This is a genomic window from Streptomyces subrutilus (assembly GCF_008704535.1).
GTDB classification, from domain to species: Bacteria; Actinomycetota; Actinomycetes; order Streptomycetales; family Streptomycetaceae; genus Streptomyces; species Streptomyces subrutilus.
This window is the reverse complement of record NZ_CP023701.1, coordinates 4816043-4834068: the sequence shown is the minus strand read 5'-3', so window position 1 is coordinate 4834068 and position 18026 is coordinate 4816043. Positions and strand designations below refer to the sequence as shown.

Below are 18026 nucleotides of genomic sequence, written 5' to 3'. Positions count from 1 at the left end.
TCACACCATGTCCCTCGACCACCGGCTCACCCCCGAGCACGAGGAACTCCGCCGCACCGTCGAGGAGTTCGCGCACGACGTCATCGCCCCGAAGATCGGCGACCTGTACGAGCGGCACGAGTTCCCGTACGAGATCGTCCGCGAGATGGGCCGCATGGGCCTCTTCGGGCTGCCCTTCCCGGAGGAGTACGGCGGCATGGGCGGGGACTACCTCGCCCTCGGCATCGCCCTGGAGGAGCTGGCCCGGGTCGACTCCTCGGTCGCGATCACCCTGGAGGCCGGGGTCTCGCTGGGTGCCATGCCGCTCTACCTCTTCGGCACCGAGGAGCAGAAGCGCACGTGGCTGCCCCGGATGTGCTCGGGCGAGATCCTGGGCGCGTTCGGCCTGACCGAGCCCGGCGCGGGCAGCGACGCGGGCGGCACCCGGACCACGGCCGTCCGGGACGGCGACGCCTGGGTGATCAACGGCTCCAAGTGCTTCATCACCAACTCCGGCACCGACATCACCGGACTGGTCACCGTCACCGCCGTCACCGGCCGCAAGGCCGACGGCCGCCCCGAGATCTCCTCCATCATCGTCCCGTCCGGCACCCCGGGCTTCACTGTGGCCGCCCCGTACTCCAAGGTCGGCTGGAACTGCTCGGACACCCGCGAGCTGTCCTTCGACGGCGTACGGGTGCCGCTGGCCAACCTGGTCGGCGAAGAGGGCCGCGGCTACGCCCAGTTCCTGCGCATCCTCGACGAGGGCCGGATCGCCATCTCCGCGCTCGCGACGGGCCTCGCCCAGGGCTGCGTGGACGAGTCGGTCAAGTACGCGAGGGAGCGGCACGCCTTCGGCCGGGCCATCGGGGACAACCAGGCCCTCCAGTTCAAGCTGGCCGACATGGAGATGCGGGCCCACATGGCGCGCGTGGGCTGGCGCGACGCGGCCTCCCGGCTGGTGGCGGGCGAGCCGTTCAAGAAGGAGGCGGCCATCGCGAAGCTGTACTCCTCGACCGTGGCCGTGGACAACGCCCGCGAGGCCACGCAGATCCACGGCGGCTACGGCTTCATGAACGAGTACCCGGTGGCCCGCATGTGGCGGGACTCCAAGATCCTGGAGATCGGCGAGGGAACCAGCGAGGTGCAGCGCATGCTGATCGCCCGGGAGCTCGGCTTCTCCTCCTGACCCCGCGTCCGGACCCGTCCGGACGCGTCCGTCGCGCTGCCCCGGTCCGTACGCGGCCCGGGGCAGCGGGCGTTGGGCCCGTACGGCAGGACTGCCACCTGCGGAGATAAGGCATGCCTTACCACTTTCGGTCAAGGTTAGGCTAGCCTTCCCTGCGAATGGCCCAGCGGCCACCCTCGCACGCACGAAAGCGGACATCGACATGCCCAAGTCCCGATCCTCCCTCCTGACCCGTCGCGGCCTGATCGCGGCCGGCGGCGCCCTCGGCCTCGTCGCGGCACTCACCGCGTGCGGCAACGACTCGAAGGGCGAGGGCGGCAAGGACACGGGCGCGGCGGCCTCGGGCCCCTGGACCTTCAAGGACGACCTCGGCAAGGACGTCAGCACCAAGGCCAAGCCGAAGAACATCGTCGCCTTCACCGGCACCGCGGCCGCGCTGTACGACTACGGCGTCCCGGTCAAGGGCGTGTTCGGCCCCACGAAGACCGCCGACGGCAAGCCCGACGTGCAGGCCGGCTCGATGGACATCTCCAAGGTCGAGATCCTCGGCAACGTCTACGACCAGTTCAACGTCGAGAAGTACGCGGCCCTCCAGCCCGACCTCCTCGTCACCAACACCTGGGACGGCTCGTACTGGTACCTCCCGGAGGCCTCCAAGGACAAGATCCTCGGCCTGGCCCCGGCCGTCGCCATCGGTGTCGGCCGCGACGCCACCATGGACAAGTCCCTCCAGCGCACCGCCGAGCTCGCCCAGTCCCTGGGCGCGGACATGAACGCCAAGGCCACCGTCGAGGCCAAGGCCCGCTTCGAGGCCGCCGCCGCGAAGGTCCGCGAGGCCGCCAAGGCGAACCCGGGCATCAAGGTGCTCGTCGGCTCCGGCTCCGCCGACCTGTTCTACGTCTCCACCCCGGCCACCTCCGCCGACCTCAGGTACTTCCAGTCCCTGGGCGTCGAGTTCGTCACCCCGGAGAAGACGGACGAGGGCGGCTTCTACGAGTCCCTCAGCTGGGAGAACGCCGGCAAGTACCAGGCCGACCTCGTCATGCTCGACAACCGCACCGGCACCCTCCAGCCGGAGGAGCTGAAGGCGAAGGCCACCTGGGCCGGGATGCCCGCCGTCAAGGCCGGCCAGATCACCCCGCGCGTGACCGAGCCGGTCTACTCCTACGACAAGTGCGCCCAGCTGCTGGAGAACCTCGCGAAGGCCCTCCAGAGCGCCAAGAAGGTCAGCTGACCCCCGGCGCCGCCCGGCGCCGGAACCGACCCGAGGGGGGACTCTCCGCATGACCGCCACCGCACCCGGCGCCCCGGCCGTCGCGCACTTCCGCTTCTTCGCGCTGGAGGTGCTCCGCACCCGGCGCCTGGGCCGCTCGTTCCTGCGGGTGACGTTCGGCGGGGAGTCGCTCGCGGCCTTCCGTTCCGGCGGCTTCGACCAGAGCCTCTCGCTCTTCCTGCCGCCGGCCCACCGGGAGCACACCGAGCTCCCGTCGACCGCCGGGGACACCTGGTTCGCCGCCTGGCGCGCGATGCCGCCGGAGCAGCGCCCGGTCATGCGGTCCTACACCGTGCGCGAGCAGCGCCGCGGCCCCGGCGGCGGGGACGAGGTCGACATCGACTTCGTCCTGCACGGGGACGCCTCCCCCGCCTCCCGCTGGGCGGGCCGGGCGGCCGCCGGCCACCGCGTCCTGGCGATCGGCCCGGCCGTCGCGGAGAACAAGTCCGTGCGGTTCCAGCCGCCGCCCGGCACCGACGCGCTCTTCCTGTACGCGGACGAGACCGCCCTCCCGGCGGCCGCCGCGATCCTGGAACGGCTGCCCGCGGACGCCCGGGTGCGGGCCTGGTTCGAGGTGCCGCACGCGCAGGACCGGCTCGCCCTCGCGACGCCCGCCGACGCCGACATCACCTGGATCGTGCGCGAGGGAGCCGGCCGCGACCGGGCCGAACGGGTGCTTGACGTGCTGCGCGCGGCCGAACCGCCCCGGTCCGAGGGCCCGTACGTCTGGCTCGCCGGCGAGGCCGGCACCGTCCGCGCGGTGCGCCGCCACTTCGTGCGGGACCGCGCCGTGGACCGCCGGCGCGTGCGCTTCACCGGCTACTGGCGCCTCGGCGCCAGCGAGGAGCAGCTCCTCGCCGAGGCCTCCGCGGGCAGGGCGCCCAGCGAGGACCCGGCCTCCGAGCTGTAGCGCGTCCGCCCGCGCACGGAGCGGGCACCGAGAAGGGCCCCGGCACGACGCCGGGGCCCTTGCCCTTCTCCGCGCGCGTACGCCCCGGAGGCGGCGAGCCCCGTGCACCTGGCGTGGGTGGCCGCCCGCAAGGACGTCTCCACCTTCACGGCCGGCGCGGGCCTGGACCACGCCTCCTCCATGCGCGAGGAACCCGCCGACCGCGCCCGCGCCTACCAGCAGTCGATGCCGCAGCCGGCGGAGCGCTACGAGCGCTACGACCTGTTCGCGGAGGAGTTCCGGCTGTCCTGCCTCGGTCCCTCGGAACCGCCGCCCGGCCACTGGCCACCGGGACGCGGCCGCTCAGCTCCACGGCACGTCCGGCGCCCGGAAGTACCCGATGCCCTGCGCCTCCAGCCGCGGGCCCTGCGCAGCCAGCCGCCGGCCGTACGACGCCCAGTCCAGGGCGCCGGCCGGGGACCAGCCCAGCTCCGCGAGGCCGAGCACGCGCGGGAAGGCCATCAGCTCCCAGTCGGCCCGGTTCGCGACGTTCTCGGTCCACAGCGCGGCCTCGACCCCGAGCACCGCGCTCTCCGGCAGCCCGGCCAGGTAGGCCCCCGGGTCCCAGGAGTACGCCCGCTTCACCGGGACCAGCCCGGCCCACGCCAGCCCCGGCTTCGTCGCCGCGTCGTACTTCATGTCCAGGTACAGCCGGTCGGCCGGCGACAGGATCACCGGGTGCCCGGCCTTCGCCGCCGCGACGACGGCCGCCTTGTCGGCGGCCGGGGTCCGGTCGTGGCCCCAGTACTGGAGCACCGCGTCCGGGGCGGGCCGGGCGGAGGCCAGCTGGTGCCAGGCGACCACCGTCTTGCCGTGCCGTCCGACGACCTCCTGCGCCCGGTCCATGAAGGCGGCGTAGTCCGCGGCCGGGGTCGAGTGGGCCTCGTCGCCGCCGATGTGCAGGTAGCGGCCCGGGGTCAGCTCGGCGAGCTCCCCGAGCACCTGGTCGACGAACTCGTACGTCCGCTCCTTGCCGACGCACAGCGAGCTGAAGCCGACCTTGATCCCGGTGTAGCGCGCGGGCGCCTTCCCGTCGCAGGTCAGCTCCGGGTAGGAGGCCAGCGCCGCGTTCACGTGGCCCGGCATGTCGATCTCCGGGACCACGTCCACGTACCGCCGGCCCGCGTAGCGCACGAGCTCGCGGTACTCCTCCTTCGTCCAGTGCCCGCCCGGTCCGCCGCCCACCTCGCTGCCGCCGCCGTACGCGGCGAGGCGCGGCCAGGAGTCCACCGCCAGGCGCCAGCCCTGGTCGTCGGTGAGGTGCACGTGCAGCGTGTTGACCTTGTACTGGGCGAGCTGGTCCACGTACCGCTTGACCTGCTCCACCGTGAAGAAGTGCCGGGCGATGTCGACCATCGCGCCGCGGTAGGCGAACCGCGGCCGGTCGGTGACCGTCCCGCCCGGTACGGTGCCCGGGCCCGCCGCCGGCAGCAACTGCCGCAGCGTCTGGCCGGCGTGGAAGAGCCCGGCCGCGCTGCGCGCGGTGAGGGTGACCCCGCCCGGGGTCGACTCCAGCCGGTAGCCCTCGTCGCCCACGCCCTCGGCGTCCCCGTCGAGCCGCAGCCGCACCCCGTCCCCGTCCGCCCCGTCGACCACCGGCAGCGGCAGCCCGGTCGGGCCGCGCAGCTGTTCGGCGAGGATCTCCCCGACCCGCCGGACCTCCTGGTCGGGGTCCGGGCCGGTACGGATGACCGTGCCGGGGCCGAAGGGGTAGCCGGGTCCCTCCGCGCGGGCCGACACCGGGGCGGGCAGCAGCCGTTCGAAGGGGGCGAGGGCGGCGGGCGGATCGTCGCCGGGCCTGGCGTCGTCGCCGCGGGCGTCGGTACAGGAGGCCGCCGCGCCGAGGGCGCCGAGGGCGAGGAGGGTGCCGAGCGTGCGTCGCAGGACTCTCATGAGCCCAGGTATAGACCCAACCGGCCACCCTGGCCGGTGCGCGAATCGTCGGACGGCGGAAATCATCCGGAAGGACGGCACGCGGACCTTCGACAGGGACCCGCCGCGCTTCGTTCCCGGCCGCGACGACGGGGCCGGGCCGCCGCGCGAGCTCGGGGAGCCGCAACCGGTCGGGGGTCCTCACCTCGGACGGGTTCGGGGCGGCCGAGCAGTTCGTTCTTCGGCTCTTCTGACCGCTCCCCGCCCTCTCCTTGGTCCAGACCAGCGAGATCCTGCCCGATTCCGGGCAGGATCTTTGCATTCGATCGCACCAGCCGCCAGTATCTACGAGTGCTCGATCGCCGCCCGTCGCATGACGACCTCGTCGACCACCTGGTGCGCAGCACCGCGCTCCAGCGCGGCGAGGCCGCCCGGGTGGTGCTCGACGTGCTGGCGTACTTCGACGAGACGACCGAGGAGTTCGTCCGCCGCCGCCACCGCGAGCTGCAGTCCGGCGGAGCGGTGAACGCGGAGATCTTCGAGCGGATCGCGGCCGAGCTGCCGCACCGCGCCGTGGCGCCCCCGGAGCTCTCGCTCCGGCAGCTGCGCCGCATCGTCTACGGCTGAGCACGGAAACCGAACTTCAGGAGGGGCAGAACCGTATGTGCGGAATCGTGGGGTACATCGGCAGGCGTGACGTGGCACCGCTGCTGCTGGAGGGCCTGCAGCGGCTGGAGTACCGCGGCTACGACTCCGCGGGCATCGTGGTCAACAGCCCCAAGGCCACCGCGCTGAAGGTGGTCAAGGCCAAGGGACGCGTCCGCGAGCTGGAGTCCCGCGTCCCCAAGCGGTTCGCCGGCACCACCGGCATCGCCCACACCCGCTGGGCCACCCACGGCGCCCCGAGCGACATCAACTCGCACCCGCACCTGGACGCCGACAACAAGGTGGCCGTCGTCCACAACGGCATCGTGGACAACGCCTCCGAGCTGCGCGCCAAGCTGGAGGCAGACGGGGTCGTCTTCGTCTCGGAGACCGACACCGAGGTCATCGTGCACCTGGTCGCCCGCGCCCAGGCCGACTCCCTGGAGGAGAAGGTCCGCGAGGCGGTCAAGGCGATCGAGGGCACCTACGGCATCGCCGTCATGCACGCCGACTTCCCCGACCGCATCGTCGTCGCCCGCAACGGCTCCCCCGTGGTCCTGGGCATCGGCGAGAAGGAGATGTTCGTCGCCTCGGACGTCGCCGCCCTGGTCGCCCACACCCGCCAGGTCGTGACCCTCGGCGACGGCGAGATGGCCACCCTCAAGGCCGACGACTTCCGCACCTACACGACGAGCGGCGCCACGACCACCGCGACGCCGGAGACCGTGGAGTGGGAGGCCGCCTCGTACGACATGGGCGGCCACGACACCTACATGCACAAGGAGATCTCCGAGCAGCCCGACGCGGTCGACCGCGTGCTGCGCGGCCGGATCGACGACCGGTTCAGCACCGTGCACCTGGGCGGGCTCAACCTGGACCCGCGCGAGGCGCGCGGCATCCGCCGGGTGAAGATCCTGGGCTGCGGCACCTCCTACCACGCCGGGATGATCGGCGCCGGACTCATCGAGGGCATGGCCCGCATCCCCGCGGACGCCGAGCCGGCCTCCGAGTTCCGCTACCGCAACCCGGTCGTGGACCCCGACACCCTCTACGTCGCCGTCTCCCAGTCCGGCGAGACGTACGACGTGCTCGCGGCGGTGCAGGAGCTCAAGCGCAAGGGCGCCCGCGTGCTCGGCGTGGTCAACGTGGTCGGCTCCGCCATCGCCCGCGAGGCCGACGGCGGCGTCTACGTGCACGCCGGCCCGGAGGTCTGCGTCGTGTCGACCAAGTGCTTCACCAACACGGTGGTGGCCTTCGCCCTGCTCGCCGTGCACCTCGGCCGCATCCGCGACCTGTCGGTCACCGACGGCAAGCGGATCATCGAGGGCCTGCGCAGGCTGCCCGCGCAGATCCAGGAGATCCTGGAGGGCGAGGAGGAGATCAAGAAGCTGGCGGCCGAGTACGCCGAGGCCAAGTCGATGATGTTCATCGGCCGGGTGCGCGGCTACCCCGTGGCCCTGGAGGCCTCGCTGAAGCTCAAGGAGATCTCCTACATCCACGCCGAGGCCTACCCCGCCTCCGAGCTCAAGCACGGTCCGCTGGCGCTCATCGAGCCGGCGATGCCGACCGTGGCGATCGTCCCGGACGACGACCTGCTGGAGAAGAACCGCGCGGCGCTGGAGGAGATCAAGGCCCGCAGCGGCCGCATCCTCGCCGTCGCCCACCGCGAGCAGGAGAAGGCCGACCACACCATCCTCGTGCCCAAGAACGAGGACGAGCTGGACCCGATCCTGATGGGCATCCCGCTCCAACTGCTGGCCTACCACACCGCCCTGGCCCTGGGCCGGGACATCGACAAGCCGCGCAACCTGGCGAAGTCGGTCACCGTCGAGTAGTCCCCCGGCCACCGACCGGTGCGCACGCACGAGGGCGGCGGCCCCCGGGAACTCCCGGGGGCCGCCGCCCTCGTGCGTCGTGACGGGTTCAGCCCGCGGCGACCGCCTCGCGGCGCGCTCCCCTGCCGAGCGCCGTCGGCCAGTGCGCCAGGGCCGCGGTCGCCCCGTACCAGGACAGCAGCCCCGCGACCGCGGCCACCCAGCCCGCAGCCTTGCCGAGCACCCCGCTGTCGGCGAAGGCGCCGATCGCCAGGAGCAGCAGGGAGAGGGTGAACAGGCCGTAGACGCCCCGCCCGAACAGCCCGCTCGCGGCGCCCGCGGTGAGGGTGATCCCGAGCAGGGCGAAGAGGAGCAGGAACGTCCCGGCGGCGTCCGCCGAGACCTTCGCGTCGGCTCCGGCGGCCCAGGTGAACCAGAAGGCGCCGAGGCCCGCGAAGGCGGTGCCGTCGAAGCCGTCTCCGGCGCGGAAGGCGAGGAGCCCGAGGACGAAGAGGGCGACACCGCCCACGTAGGTCGCGAGCGCCACGGAACCGGCGGCGCTCACGCCGTCGACCACTCCGGTGTGGCCGATACCGAACGCGAGAAGGGTGAGCCCCAGGGCGATGTGCCCGAGGGTCGAGGTCGAGGCCGTGCTTCCCGCAGAGACACCGTTGTCCACGGCGGGCTCCCTTCGATCTGCAGTTGTGTGCTGCGTCCCAGCAGCGTTTATCTACCCTTTACACGGGTGCACAACCGCACCATCGCCTGACGCGCGATTACGGAATGACAACGACCGGTCGCTGTGCGCGCTTGGCCAGCCGGCCCGCCACCGAACCGAAGATCCGCCCGACGATCCCGTGGGTGGAACCCACCACGATGGCGTCGGCCGAATACTCCCGGCCGACCTCCTCCAGCTCATGGCAGATGTCCCCACCCCGCTCGACCAGGATCCATGGCACTTCCGCCAGGTAGTCGGCGCAGGCGAGCTCCAGCCCGAGCACCTCGGTGCGGTGGTCCGGGACGTCCACGAACACGGGCGGCTCGCAGCCGGCCCACACGGTGGTGGGCAGCCGGTTGGCCACGTGGACGATGATCAGACCGGAGCCGGAGCGCCGCGCCATCCCGATCGCGTACGCGAGGGCCCGCTCACTGGACGTGGAGCCGTCGAATCCCACGACGACGCCGTGCCGGAAGGCCGGGTCGCAGGGGAGGCGCGTCTGTTCCACCGCGCGCAGGTCCGCGGCCGACGCGGGGTCGGCGGCGACGCGTTTGCGCTTGCGGTCCGCTGGTTCGGAGAATTCGTGACCGGCCATGGTGTCTCGGCGGAGAGGTCCTTGGAGGAAGCAACAGGGGGACGAAATCGGCGACGCAGGGTGACGGAGCTCTGTCCGGGAAGCATCTTCCCAAGCCCTACCCACCAGGGTACGGCGACACTCCTGTCCTGCACAGGGCATGCCGCCCTTGGAGAGCGTCCCAGGGAGCATGCCGGAGCGAGCGCCCCTTGGCAATGGCCGCTGCCCCCTACAGCCAGTGACGAGTCGGGGCGGCGCCACCCGTGCGCGCAGTGACCGACGCGCTGCGCCGGGCGTTGGACAGCCGTCCGACCGCCCAGGAAGAGCCCGCAGGGAGTACGCCGTGCCCGGCCATCCGGTCCACCCCGTCCAGCCAGCTCAGCCGATCCAGTCCGCCCCGCCCGCCCCGCCGCACGCCCGGCCGCCCGCCCGATCCGCCCCGTCGCACCGATCCGGTTTTCACCCGTCCGTGCACCCCGCCGGACGACCCCACGACGACCCCGCGGGTGACGTCGTACGCTGGGCCGCCTTCAGCTGCCTGCTCGTCCCCGTGGTCCTCGTCGTCTACGGGGCCTCCTTCGGCGGCGCGGCCGTCGCGACCCTCGGCCTGGTCGTCGTGACGGCCGCGTGCCGGGCGATGCTGCGCTACGCGGAGAAGACCGACCGGGCCGCGGCCCGGGTCCCGGCGGAGGCCCGCACCCCGTCCGCGCACCGCGGCCGGCATTCGCGCTCCGGCACCGGAAACCACCGCGGCTGCCACGCCTCCGACTCGATCTCCCCGCACGACTGACTCATTCGCACACCCACACCCGCATGTTTTCAGCCAACTTCCCGGCAAGGTGCCCGTCTTGCCGGAATGTCCCCCCACCCCCCCTACCACCAGGGACGACGAAGGACGGGGGGCGCCACGACCCTGCGGGTACTGGCCATGGCCGGACGGCACACTTCCCACCCCGCTAGCGGAGTGGAACGCTTCCTGATCGAATGCTTTTCGCCAAGTTGCCAAGTCGACATAGCGCTGCGTGCTGAACTTGTCACGCCGACACCACGGGACGCAGTAGATTCGATCATGTTTTTACGGCGGGGGATCCACGTGCAAGGCCGAGGGGAAACGTGCAGGTGCGACCAGACCAAGGAGTCGCGACACCCAAGGGGGGCTTAGCGCCATGAGCCAGGATTCCACCGCCGTCGTCACAGACGCCGGCCGGAAGCTCGCGGGGCGTCGCCGCAGGGAGATCGTCGCGGTGCTGCTCTTCAGCGGCGGACCGATCTTCGAGAGCTCCATTCCACTTTCCGTGTTCGGCATCGACCGGCAGGACGCGGGAGTTCCACGCTACCGACTGCTCGTGTGCGCCGGTGAGGACGGTCCGCTCAGGACCACCGGCGGACTCGAACTGACCGCGCCGTACGGGTTGGAGGCGATCGCCCGGGCAGGGACGGTCGTCGTGCCCGCATGGCGTTCCATCACCTCACCGCCGCCGCCGGAGGCGCTCGACGCGCTGCGTCTGGCGCACGAGGAGGGGGCCCGGATCGTCGGACTGTGCACGGGGGCCTTCGTGCTCGCCGCCGCCGGTCTGCTGGACGGCCGGCCCGCGACGACGCACTGGATGTACGCGCCGACGCTGGCCAAGCGGTACCCGTCCGTCCACGTCGATCCGCGCGAGCTGTTCGTCGACGACGGAGACGTGCTCACGTCCGCGGGCACGGCGGCCGGAATCGACCTGTGCCTGCACATCGTGCGCACGGACCACGGGAGCGAGGCGGCCGGGGCCTTGGCCCGCAGGCTCGTCGTCCCGCCGCGCCGCACGGGCGGCCAGGAGCGCTACCTCGACCGGTCGCTGCCGGAGGAGATCGGCGCCGACCCGCTGGCCGAGGTCGTCGCCTGGGCGCTGGAGCACCTCCACGAGCAGTTCGACGTGGAGACCCTGGCGGCCCGCGCCTACATGAGCCGGCGCACCTTCGACCGGCGGTTCCGCTCGCTCACCGGCAGTGCGCCGCTCCAGTGGCTGATCACCCAGCGGGTGCTCCAGGCGCAACGGCTGCTGGAGACCTCCGACTACTCGGTCGACGAGGTCGCCGGGCGCTGCGGGTTCCGCTCGCCGGTCGCGCTGCGCGGGCACTTCCGACGGCAGCTGGGGTCCTCCCCGGCCGCCTACCGCTCCGCCTACCGGGCCCGGCGCCCGCAGGCGGACGTGGCCCAGGTCTCCGAGATCTCGGGGGGTCCCGTGCCGCACCAGCGCACCCCGCAGCCCCAACGGGCGGCGGCCGCGCTGGCCGCGGCGGGGCCGACGGTGACGGAGCTCTACGCTCCGGGCCGGGTCCTGCGGGAACACGCGTAACCCGCACCACGGGTTCGAAGGCGAAGGTCCTCCGTCGGTCACCACCGACGGGGGACCTTCGGCATCCTTCCGCTTGTGCGGCCCGCGCCCCGGCGCACCGCATAAGGTGGGACACATGAACGATCGCATGGTGTGGATCGACTGCGAGATGACCGGGCTCTCGTTGACGGACGACGCACTTATCGAGGTGGCCGCACTGGTCACCGACTCGGAGCTCAACGTGCTCGGCGAAGGCGTGGACATCGTGATCCGCCCGCCGGACGCGGCCCTGGAGACCATGCCCGACGTGGTGCGCACGATGCACACCTCCTCCGGCCTGCTCGACGAACTGGCCGGCGGGACCACCCTCGCCGACGCGGAGGCACAGGTCCTGGCCTACGTACGGGAGCACGTCAAGGAACCCGGCAAGGCGCCGCTCTGCGGGAACTCGGTCGGCACCGACCGCGGCTTCCTGCTGCGCGACATGGCGGCGCTGGAGAGCTACATGCACTACCGGATCGTGGACGTGTCCTCGGTCAAGGAGCTGGCGCGCCGCTGGTACCCCCGGGCGTACTTCAACAGCCCGCCGAAGAACGGCAACCACCGGGCGCTGGCGGACATCAAGGAGTCCATCGCCGAGCTGCGCTACTACCGCGAGGCGGTCTTCGTGCCGCAGCCCGGGCCCGACTCGGACACCGCCAAGGCCATCGCGGCCCGGCACGTCGTACCGGGCGCCTAGCCCGTCCGGCACCTCCGGAGAGGGGCGCGGGAAAAGGGTGGAGCGAGCACCCTCCAGGACCCTGTACCCTTTTCTTCGGCCGGTCGGTTCTCCGACCGGACATGGTGGGTGTAGCTCAGTTGGTAGAGCACCTGGTTGTGGTCCAGGTGGCCGCGGGTTCAAGTCCCGTCACTCACCCTGCGAGAAGGCCCCGGTCGGCGAAAGCCGACCGGGGCCTTCTGCGTGCCCGGCGTCCTCAGGAGGACTCGCGGACCACGAGCCGGTTCGGGAGCACCACCGCCGCGCCGCCCGCGCCGTCCCCGCGCTCCGGGCCGGCCGCGATCCGCTCCAGCAGCACCCGGGCCATGGTCCGGCCCATCTCCTCGATCGGCTGGCGGACGCTGGTCAGCGGCGGGTCCATGTGCCGGGCGACCACCGAGTCGTCGAAGCCGACCAGCGCCACGTCCTGCGGGATGCGCCGGCCGGCCGCGCGCAGCTCCCGGCGGGCGCCGGCCGCCATGACGTCCGAGGCGGCGAAGACCGCGTCCAGCGCGGGCCGGCGCTCCAGCAGCTCGCGCATGGCCCGGCGGCCGCCGTCCTCGGTGAAGTCGCCGACCGCGACCAGCAGCTCGTCGGCCGGGTGCCCGGCGGCGGCGAGGGCTTGCCGGTAGCCGACCAGGCGGCACTGGGCCCCGTACACGTCGGGCGGGCCGGTGATGGTGGCGATGGCCGTGCGCCCGCGCTCCACGAGGTGGCGCACCGCGTCGGCGGCGCCGGCGAGGTTGTCGGAGTCCACGCTCGGGAGGGTCTCCGCGGCCGAGCGGCGGCCGCTGATCACCGTCGGGATGCCGAGCTCGGCCAGCAGCTCGGGCAGCGGGTCCCCGGCGTGCACGGAGACCAGCAGCACCCCGTCGACGCGGTGGCCGGAGAGGTACTGGGCCAGCCGGCGCCGCTCGCGGTCGCTGCCGGCCAGGGTGAGGACGAGCTGGACGTCGGTCTCGGCGAGGGCGGCGCCGACTCCGCGGACCACCTCGGAGAAGTACGGCTCGGCGAAGAAGCGCGCCTCGGGCTCGGGAATGACGAGCGCGATGGCGTCGGTCCGGTTGGCGGCCAGCGCCCGCGCCGCACGGTTCGGCACGTACCCGAGCTCGGCGACGGCCGCCTCCACGGCGACCCTGGTGTGCTCGCTGACCTTGGAGGAGCCGTTGATCACCCGGGAGGCCGTGCCGCGCCCGACTCCGGCGCGTGCCGCGACCTCCTCAAGGGTCGGCCGTCCCCCGCCGCGCCCGTGCCCGTTCATGGTTTCCTCCCGGTTGTGAATCTACCCCTTGACGACTGTGGGAGCGCTCCCACACTGTGGCACACGACACCCCGGCACGTTTCGTCCTTCAGGGAGGATGCACATGCGAGCCCACGCCCGAGCCCGAAGAACCCTCATCACGGTAGGCACAGCGGTGGGAGCGGCGGCGCTGCTGCTCTCCGGGTGCGCACAGGACCCGGAGGGCAAGCCCGAGCCGGGCGCCTCTGCCGACGGCAAGGGGAAGACGACGCTGACCGTCGGGGTCTTCGGTGCCTTCGGCCTCCAGGAGGCCGGGCTCTACGACGACTACATGGCGCAGAACCCCGGGGTCCGCATCGAGCAGACCTCCATCGAGCGCAACGAGAACTACTACCCGCAGCTCCTGACCCACCTGGGCACCGGCAGCGGACTCGCCGACATCCAGGCCGTCGAGGTCAACAACATCGCCGAGATCACCGCCACCCAGGCGGACAAGCTCGTCGACCTGGGCAGGGCGCCGGGCGTGGACAAGGCGGCGTACCTGCCGTGGAAGTGGGCCCAGGGCACGGCGAAGAACGGCTCCACGGTCGCCCTCGGCACGGACATCGGCCCGCAGGGCATCTGCTACCGCAAGGACCTCTTCGCGGCGGCCGGGCTGCCCACCGACCGGGCGGCCGTCGGGGCGCTGTGGGCGGGCGACTGGGGCAAGTACCTGGAGGCCGGCAAGGCGTACAAGGCGAAGGCCGGGGACGGGAAGGCCTTCGTGGACTCGGCGTCGGGCGTGATGGCGGCGGTGACCGGCAGCAGCGCCCAGCGGTTCTACGACGAGCAGGGAAAGGTCGTCTACAAGGCCAACCCTGCGGTCCGCGGGGCCTTCGACCTGGCGGCCTCGTTCGCCACGGAGGGGCTGAGCGCGAAGCTCCAGCAGTTCACCCCGGCCTGGGACCAGGGCTTCTCGAACGGGACCTTCGCCACGGTCTCCTGCCCGGCCTGGATGCTCGGGTACATCCAGGACAAGGCCGGTCCGGCGGGCAAGGACAAGTGGGACGTGGCGGCGGCGCCCAAGCCCAGCAACTGGGGCGGCTCCTTCCTCGTGGTGCCCAAGGCGGGCAAGCGGGCCGAGGAGGCGGCGAAGCTGGCGGCCTGGCTGACGGCCCCGGAGCAGCAGGCGAAGCTCTTCGAGAAGCGCGGCAGCTTCCCGAGCGCGAGCGGCGCCTACCGGCTGCCCGCGGTGTCGGGCGCACGGCACGCCTACTTCGGCGGCGCTCCCATCGGCGAGATCTTCGCGCGGGCGGCGGAGGGGGTGCCGGTGACGGTGATCGGCCCGAAGGACCTGGTGATCGCGCAGAACCTGGCGGACATCGGGATGCTCCAGGTCGACCAGAAGGGCCGCAGTCCCCAGGAGGGCTGGGACGCCGCGGTGAAGGCGATCGACAACGCACTGGACCAGTGAGGCGGCGGTGACGGACGAGACGGCTGTCCTGTCCCCTTCCGCCGCCGGCTCCCGGCAGCCGGCGGCGGAGGGGGGCGGCCGCGGGCAGGTGTGGCGCTCGCGCCGCTACCGGTGGGACCTGCGCTGGAGCCCGTACGCCTTCGTGGCGCCCTTCTTCCTGTTCTTCGCCGCCTTCGGGCTCTTCCCGCTGCTGTACACGGGCTGGGCGGCGCTGCACCAGGTGGAGCTGACCGACCCGAGCGCCATGACGTGGGTGGGTCTGAAGAACTTCACCCGGCTGTGGGAGGACGAGTTCTTCTGGAACGCGCTGCGCAACACCGTCACCATCGGGCTGCTGTCCACGGTGCCGCAGCTTGCCGTCGCCCTCGGGCTGGCCCACGTGCTCAACTACCGGCTGCGCGGCTCGGCCTTCTTCCGGGTCGCGGTGCTCACCCCGTACGCGACGTCGGTGGCGGCCGCGACGCTGGTCTTCGTGCTGCTGTTCGGCCGGGACTACGGGATGGTCAACTGGGCGCTGTCGGCGGTCGGTTTCGACGCGGTGGACTGGCAGAACGGCACCTTCGCCTCCCAGCTGGCGGTCTCCACGATCGTGATCTGGCGGTGGACCGGGTACAACGCGTTGATCTACCTGGCGGCCATGCAGGCGGTGCCGGGCGAGCTGTACGAGTCGGCCGCGCTGGACGGGGCCTCGCGCTGGCAGCAGTTCCGCCACGTGACGGTGCCCGCGCTCCGGCCGACGATCTTCTTCACCTGCGTGGTGTCGACGATCGGGGCGACCCAGCTGTTCGGGGAGCCGCTGCTGTTCAACGGCGGAGCGGGTGCCACGGGCGGCTCGGACCACCAGTTCCAGACGCTCGGGCTGTACCTGTACGAGCAGGGCTGGGTCAACCTGCACCTGGGGCGGGCCTCGGCCATCGCGTGGGCGATGTTCCTGATCCTTCTGCTGATCGCGGGCGCGGCGCGGCTGCTGCGCGGACGGGGGGACGCGCGATGAGGTCACTGCGCGCGGGCAAGCTCACCTACGTGGTGCTGGCCCTGTTCACGGCGGGCTCGCTCTTCCCGCTGGTGTGGACGGCCATCGCGGCCTCGCGGACCAATACGCGGCTGGCGCAGACCCCTCCGCCGTTCTGGTTCGGCGGGAACCTGGGCCGCAACCTCCAGATGGCCTGGACCGACGCCAACATGGGCACGGCACTGCTGAACACCGTGATCGTGGCGGGCACCGTCGCCGCCGGCACGGTGGCCTTCTCCACGCTGGCGGGTTTCGCGTTCGCCACACTCCGCTTCCGGGGACGCCGGCTGCTGATGTCGCTGGTGGTCGGGACGATGCTGATCCCGCCACAGCTGAGCGTGGTCCCGCTGTACATGCTGATCGCCCAGCTGTCCTGGACGGACCGGCTCCAGGCGGTGATCCTGCCGACGCTGGTCTCCGCCTTCGGGGTGTTCTTCATGCGGCAGTACCTGGCGCAGGCCCTGCCGGTGGAGCTGGTGGAGGCGGCGCGCACCGACGGGGCGAGCTCGCTGCGGGTCGTGTGGCACGTGGTGTTCCCGGCGGCCCGGCCGGCGATGGCGGTGCTGGGGATGCTGACCTTCGTGATGGCCTGGAACGACTTCTTCTGGCCGATCGTCGCGCTGACGCAGAGCGGCAGCCCGACGGTGCAGGTGGCTCTGACCGGGCTGGGCCGGGGGTACATCCCCGACCAGTCGGTGATCATGGCGGGCGCCCTGCTGGGGACGCTCCCGCTGCTGCTGGTGTTTCTCGTCTTCGGCCGCCAGATCGTCGGCGGCATCATGCAAGGGGCGGTGAAGGGATGACGGACACGGACTCGGGTGCCGGTCTGCGGTTCCCGGAGGGTTTCCTCTGGGGCGCGGCCACGGCGGCCTTCCAGATCGAGGGGGGTGCCGAACTGCGCGGGCCCTCGATCTGGGACACCTTCTGCCGGACGCCCGGCAAGGTGTACGGGGGCCACACCGGCGAGGTGGCGGTGGACCACCTGCGGCTGTGGCGGGAGGACGTCCGGCTGATGGCCGGGCTGGGGCTGGGGGCCTACCGGTTCTCGGTGTCCTGGCCGCGGGTCCTCTCCGGCGGGATCGGCTTCTACGACGCGCTGGTGGACGAGCTGCTCTCGCACGGCATCACGCCCAGCCCGACCCTCTACCACTGGGACCTGCCGCAGGAGCTGGAGGCCGCCGGGGGCTGGCCCGAGCGGGAGACGGCCTACGCCTTCGCGGCGTACGCGGAGCGGGTCGCGGCGACCCTGGGCGACCGGGTGGAGATGTGGACCACCCTCAACGAGCCCTGGTGCAGCGCCTTCCTCGGCTACGCGTCCGGGATCCACGCACCCGGCCGCACCTCCCCCGCCGACGCGCTGCGCGCCGCCCACCACCTCAACCTGGCCCACGGCCTGGCCGCGGCCGCGCTGCCCTCCTCGGCGCGGGTCGGCATCGCGCTGAACCCGAGCGCGGTACGGCCGCTGACCGGTTCGGCGGCCGACCTCGACGCCCGGCGCCGCATCGACGCCCTGGCGACGCGGATCTTCACCGGACCGCTGCTGCACGGCGCCTACCCGCAGGACCTGCTGGCGGACACCGCCGCCGTCACGGACTGGTCCTTCCTGCGCCCCGGTGACGAGGCGCTGATCCATCAGCCGCTGGGCTTCCTGGGCGTGAACTACTACACCCCGGCCGTGGTTTCGGCCTCCCCCGGTCCCGGCGGTCCGCGCGCCGACGGCCACGGGGCCACCGCCCACTCCCCCTGGCCGGCCGCCGACGACATCGCCTTCCACCAGCCGCCCGGCGAGCGGACCGACATGGACTGGTCGATCGACCCGACCGGCCTCCACGACCTGCTGATGCGCTTCGCCCGCGAGGCCCCGGGCCTGCCCCTGCTGGTCACGGAGAACGGGGCGGCCTACGCCCCGGAGCTGCACGACCCGGCTCGCATCGACTACCTGCGCGGTCACCTGGCCGCCATCCACCGCGCGCTGGCGGACGGTGCCCCGGTGGAGGGCTATTTCCTGTGGTCGCTGATGGACAACTTCGAGTGGTCCTACGGCTACAGCAAGCGCTTCGGCATCGTCCACGTCGACTACGACACCCAGGCCCGCACCCCCCGGTCCAGTGCCCACTGGTACGCCCGGCTGGCCCGGACGGGAGTCCTCTAGGCCGTCTCTTTCGGATCGTGCCGGGCCCGCGACGCCTGGCACCGTGCCTGGCCGCACTGCCGAGGCGACCACGTACGTCCA

At 72.4% G+C, this 18026-nt stretch carries 16 protein-coding genes and 1 tRNA gene; 13 read left to right on the top strand and 4 right to left on the bottom strand.

Annotation, left to right across the window (positions count from 1 at the left end):
* Positions 1–7: 7 nt before the first annotated feature.
* From CP968_RS21310 to CP968_RS21300, 3 genes are all read left to right on the top strand, one after another.
* Entirely contained in the window at positions 8–1168 is a 1161-nt protein-coding gene (locus CP968_RS21310) for an acyl-CoA dehydrogenase family protein (RefSeq protein WP_150519517.1), read from the top strand.
* Between the two features lie 202 nt (positions 1169–1370).
* Positions 1371–2402: an ABC transporter substrate-binding protein gene (locus tag CP968_RS21305; protein ID WP_150519516.1), complete on the top strand. Its 1032-nt coding sequence runs from the start codon at positions 1371–1373 to the stop codon at positions 2400–2402.
* Between the two features lie 49 nt (positions 2403–2451).
* On the top strand, positions 2452–3351 hold the full coding sequence (locus CP968_RS21300) for a siderophore-interacting protein (RefSeq protein WP_150519515.1): 900 nt from the start codon (positions 2452–2454) through the stop codon (positions 3349–3351).
* A 342-nt stretch (positions 3352–3693) separates the two neighbouring features.
* On the opposite strand, the gene CP968_RS21295 is transcribed toward CP968_RS21300, so the two are convergent.
* Positions 3694–5283: a beta-N-acetylhexosaminidase gene (locus CP968_RS21295; protein ID WP_150519514.1), complete on the bottom strand. Its 1590-nt coding sequence runs from the start codon at positions 5281–5283 to the stop codon at positions 3694–3696.
* A gap of 330 nt (positions 5284–5613) precedes the next feature.
* Between CP968_RS21295 and CP968_RS21290 the strand changes: the two genes are divergently transcribed.
* Positions 5614–5889: a hypothetical protein gene (locus CP968_RS21290; protein WP_030008735.1), complete on the top strand. Its 276-nt coding sequence runs from the start codon at positions 5614–5616 to the stop codon at positions 5887–5889.
* A gap of 35 nt (positions 5890–5924) precedes the next feature.
* The gene (gene glmS / locus CP968_RS21285; protein ID WP_150519513.1) at positions 5925–7742 is read left to right on the top strand and encodes a glutamine--fructose-6-phosphate transaminase (isomerizing); all 1818 of its coding nucleotides are present in this window, start codon (positions 5925–5927) and stop codon (positions 7740–7742) included.
* Between the two features lie 88 nt (positions 7743–7830).
* Here the strand turns inward: glmS and CP968_RS21280 are convergent, their stop codons facing one another.
* Positions 7831–8400: a GPR1/FUN34/YaaH family transporter gene (locus CP968_RS21280; protein ID WP_150519512.1), complete on the bottom strand. Its 570-nt coding sequence runs from the start codon at positions 8398–8400 to the stop codon at positions 7831–7833.
* 97 nt (positions 8401–8497) lie between these two features.
* Complete coding sequence (locus CP968_RS21275; protein ID WP_150519511.1) at positions 8498–9034, bottom strand: universal stress protein; 537 nt, start codon at positions 9032–9034, stop codon at positions 8498–8500.
* 448 nt (positions 9035–9482) lie between these two features.
* Here CP968_RS21275 and CP968_RS21270 point away from each other — a divergent pair, with 448 nt between their 5' ends.
* The 4 genes from CP968_RS21270 to CP968_RS21255 all read left to right on the top strand — a co-directional run bounded on the left by CP968_RS21270 (position 9483) and on the right by CP968_RS21255 (position 12247).
* Positions 9483–9803, top strand: coding sequence for a hypothetical protein (locus CP968_RS21270; RefSeq protein WP_150519510.1), 321 nt, complete (start codon positions 9483–9485; stop codon positions 9801–9803).
* A 376-nt stretch (positions 9804–10179) separates the two neighbouring features.
* Positions 10180–11352 (top strand): helix-turn-helix domain-containing protein, encoded by a 1173-nt coding sequence (locus tag CP968_RS21265; RefSeq protein ID WP_150519509.1) that lies wholly within the window; start codon positions 10180–10182, stop codon positions 11350–11352.
* 115 nt (positions 11353–11467) lie between these two features.
* Positions 11468–12070, top strand: coding sequence for an oligoribonuclease (orn, locus tag CP968_RS21260; RefSeq protein ID WP_150519508.1), 603 nt, complete (start codon positions 11468–11470; stop codon positions 12068–12070).
* A gap of 104 nt (positions 12071–12174) precedes the next feature.
* Positions 12175–12247: transfer RNA gene (locus tag CP968_RS21255), tRNA-His, on the top strand.
* A gap of 58 nt (positions 12248–12305) precedes the next feature.
* Here the strand turns inward: CP968_RS21255 and CP968_RS21250 are convergent.
* Positions 12306–13349: a LacI family DNA-binding transcriptional regulator gene (locus tag CP968_RS21250; protein ID WP_150519507.1), complete on the bottom strand. Its 1044-nt coding sequence runs from the start codon at positions 13347–13349 to the stop codon at positions 12306–12308.
* A 103-nt stretch (positions 13350–13452) separates the two neighbouring features.
* Between CP968_RS21250 and CP968_RS21245 the strand changes: the two genes are divergently transcribed.
* Genes CP968_RS21245 through CP968_RS21230 form a run of 4 tightly spaced genes read left to right on the top strand, consistent with a single transcriptional unit; the run spans position 13453 to position 17945 of the window.
* Positions 13453–14781 (top strand): ABC transporter substrate-binding protein, encoded by a 1329-nt coding sequence (locus CP968_RS21245; RefSeq protein WP_150519506.1) that lies wholly within the window; start codon positions 13453–13455, stop codon positions 14779–14781.
* 28 nt (positions 14782–14809) lie between these two features.
* Positions 14810–15775 carry a carbohydrate ABC transporter permease gene (locus CP968_RS21240; protein WP_373304127.1) on the top strand — a complete coding sequence of 322 codons (966 nt, stop codon included), beginning with the start codon at positions 14810–14812 and terminating at the stop codon, positions 15773–15775.
* Complete coding sequence (locus CP968_RS21235; RefSeq protein WP_150519504.1) at positions 15772–16596, top strand: carbohydrate ABC transporter permease; 825 nt, start codon at positions 15772–15774, stop codon at positions 16594–16596. Before CP968_RS21240 ends, CP968_RS21235 begins: the two co-directional genes overlap by 4 nt.
* Positions 16593–17945 carry a GH1 family beta-glucosidase gene (locus CP968_RS21230; protein ID WP_150519503.1) on the top strand — a complete coding sequence of 451 codons (1353 nt, stop codon included), beginning with the start codon at positions 16593–16595 and terminating at the stop codon, positions 17943–17945. The genes CP968_RS21235 and CP968_RS21230 overlap by 4 nt, the downstream gene beginning before the upstream one ends.
* Positions 17946–18026: the final 81 nt, after the last annotated feature.

Coding starts and splice junctions, on each gene's coding strand:
- CP968_RS21230 (WP_150519503.1), top strand. CDS start 16,593: ATGACGGACACGGACTCGGGTGCCGGTCTGCGGTTCCCGGAGGGTTTC.
- CP968_RS21265 (WP_150519509.1), top strand. CDS start 10,180: ATGAGCCAGGATTCCACCGCCGTCGTCACAGACGCCGGCCGGAAGCTC.
- orn (WP_150519508.1), top strand. CDS start 11,468: ATGAACGATCGCATGGTGTGGATCGACTGCGAGATGACCGGGCTCTCG.
- CP968_RS21235 (WP_150519504.1), top strand. CDS start 15,772: ATGAGGTCACTGCGCGCGGGCAAGCTCACCTACGTGGTGCTGGCCCTG.
- CP968_RS21250 (WP_150519507.1), bottom strand. CDS start 13,349: ATGAACGGGCACGGGCGCGGCGGGGGACGGCCGACCCTTGAGGAGGTC.
- CP968_RS21275 (WP_150519511.1), bottom strand. CDS start 9,034: ATGGCCGGTCACGAATTCTCCGAACCAGCGGACCGCAAGCGCAAACGC.
- CP968_RS21300 (WP_150519515.1), top strand. CDS start 2,452: ATGACCGCCACCGCACCCGGCGCCCCGGCCGTCGCGCACTTCCGCTTC.
- CP968_RS21295 (WP_150519514.1), bottom strand. CDS start 5,283: ATGAGAGTCCTGCGACGCACGCTCGGCACCCTCCTCGCCCTCGGCGCC.
- glmS (WP_150519513.1), top strand. CDS start 5,925: ATGTGCGGAATCGTGGGGTACATCGGCAGGCGTGACGTGGCACCGCTG.
- CP968_RS21305 (WP_150519516.1), top strand. CDS start 1,371: ATGCCCAAGTCCCGATCCTCCCTCCTGACCCGTCGCGGCCTGATCGCG.
- CP968_RS21245 (WP_150519506.1), top strand. CDS start 13,453: ATGCGAGCCCACGCCCGAGCCCGAAGAACCCTCATCACGGTAGGCACA.
- CP968_RS21310 (WP_150519517.1), top strand. CDS start 8: ATGTCCCTCGACCACCGGCTCACCCCCGAGCACGAGGAACTCCGCCGC.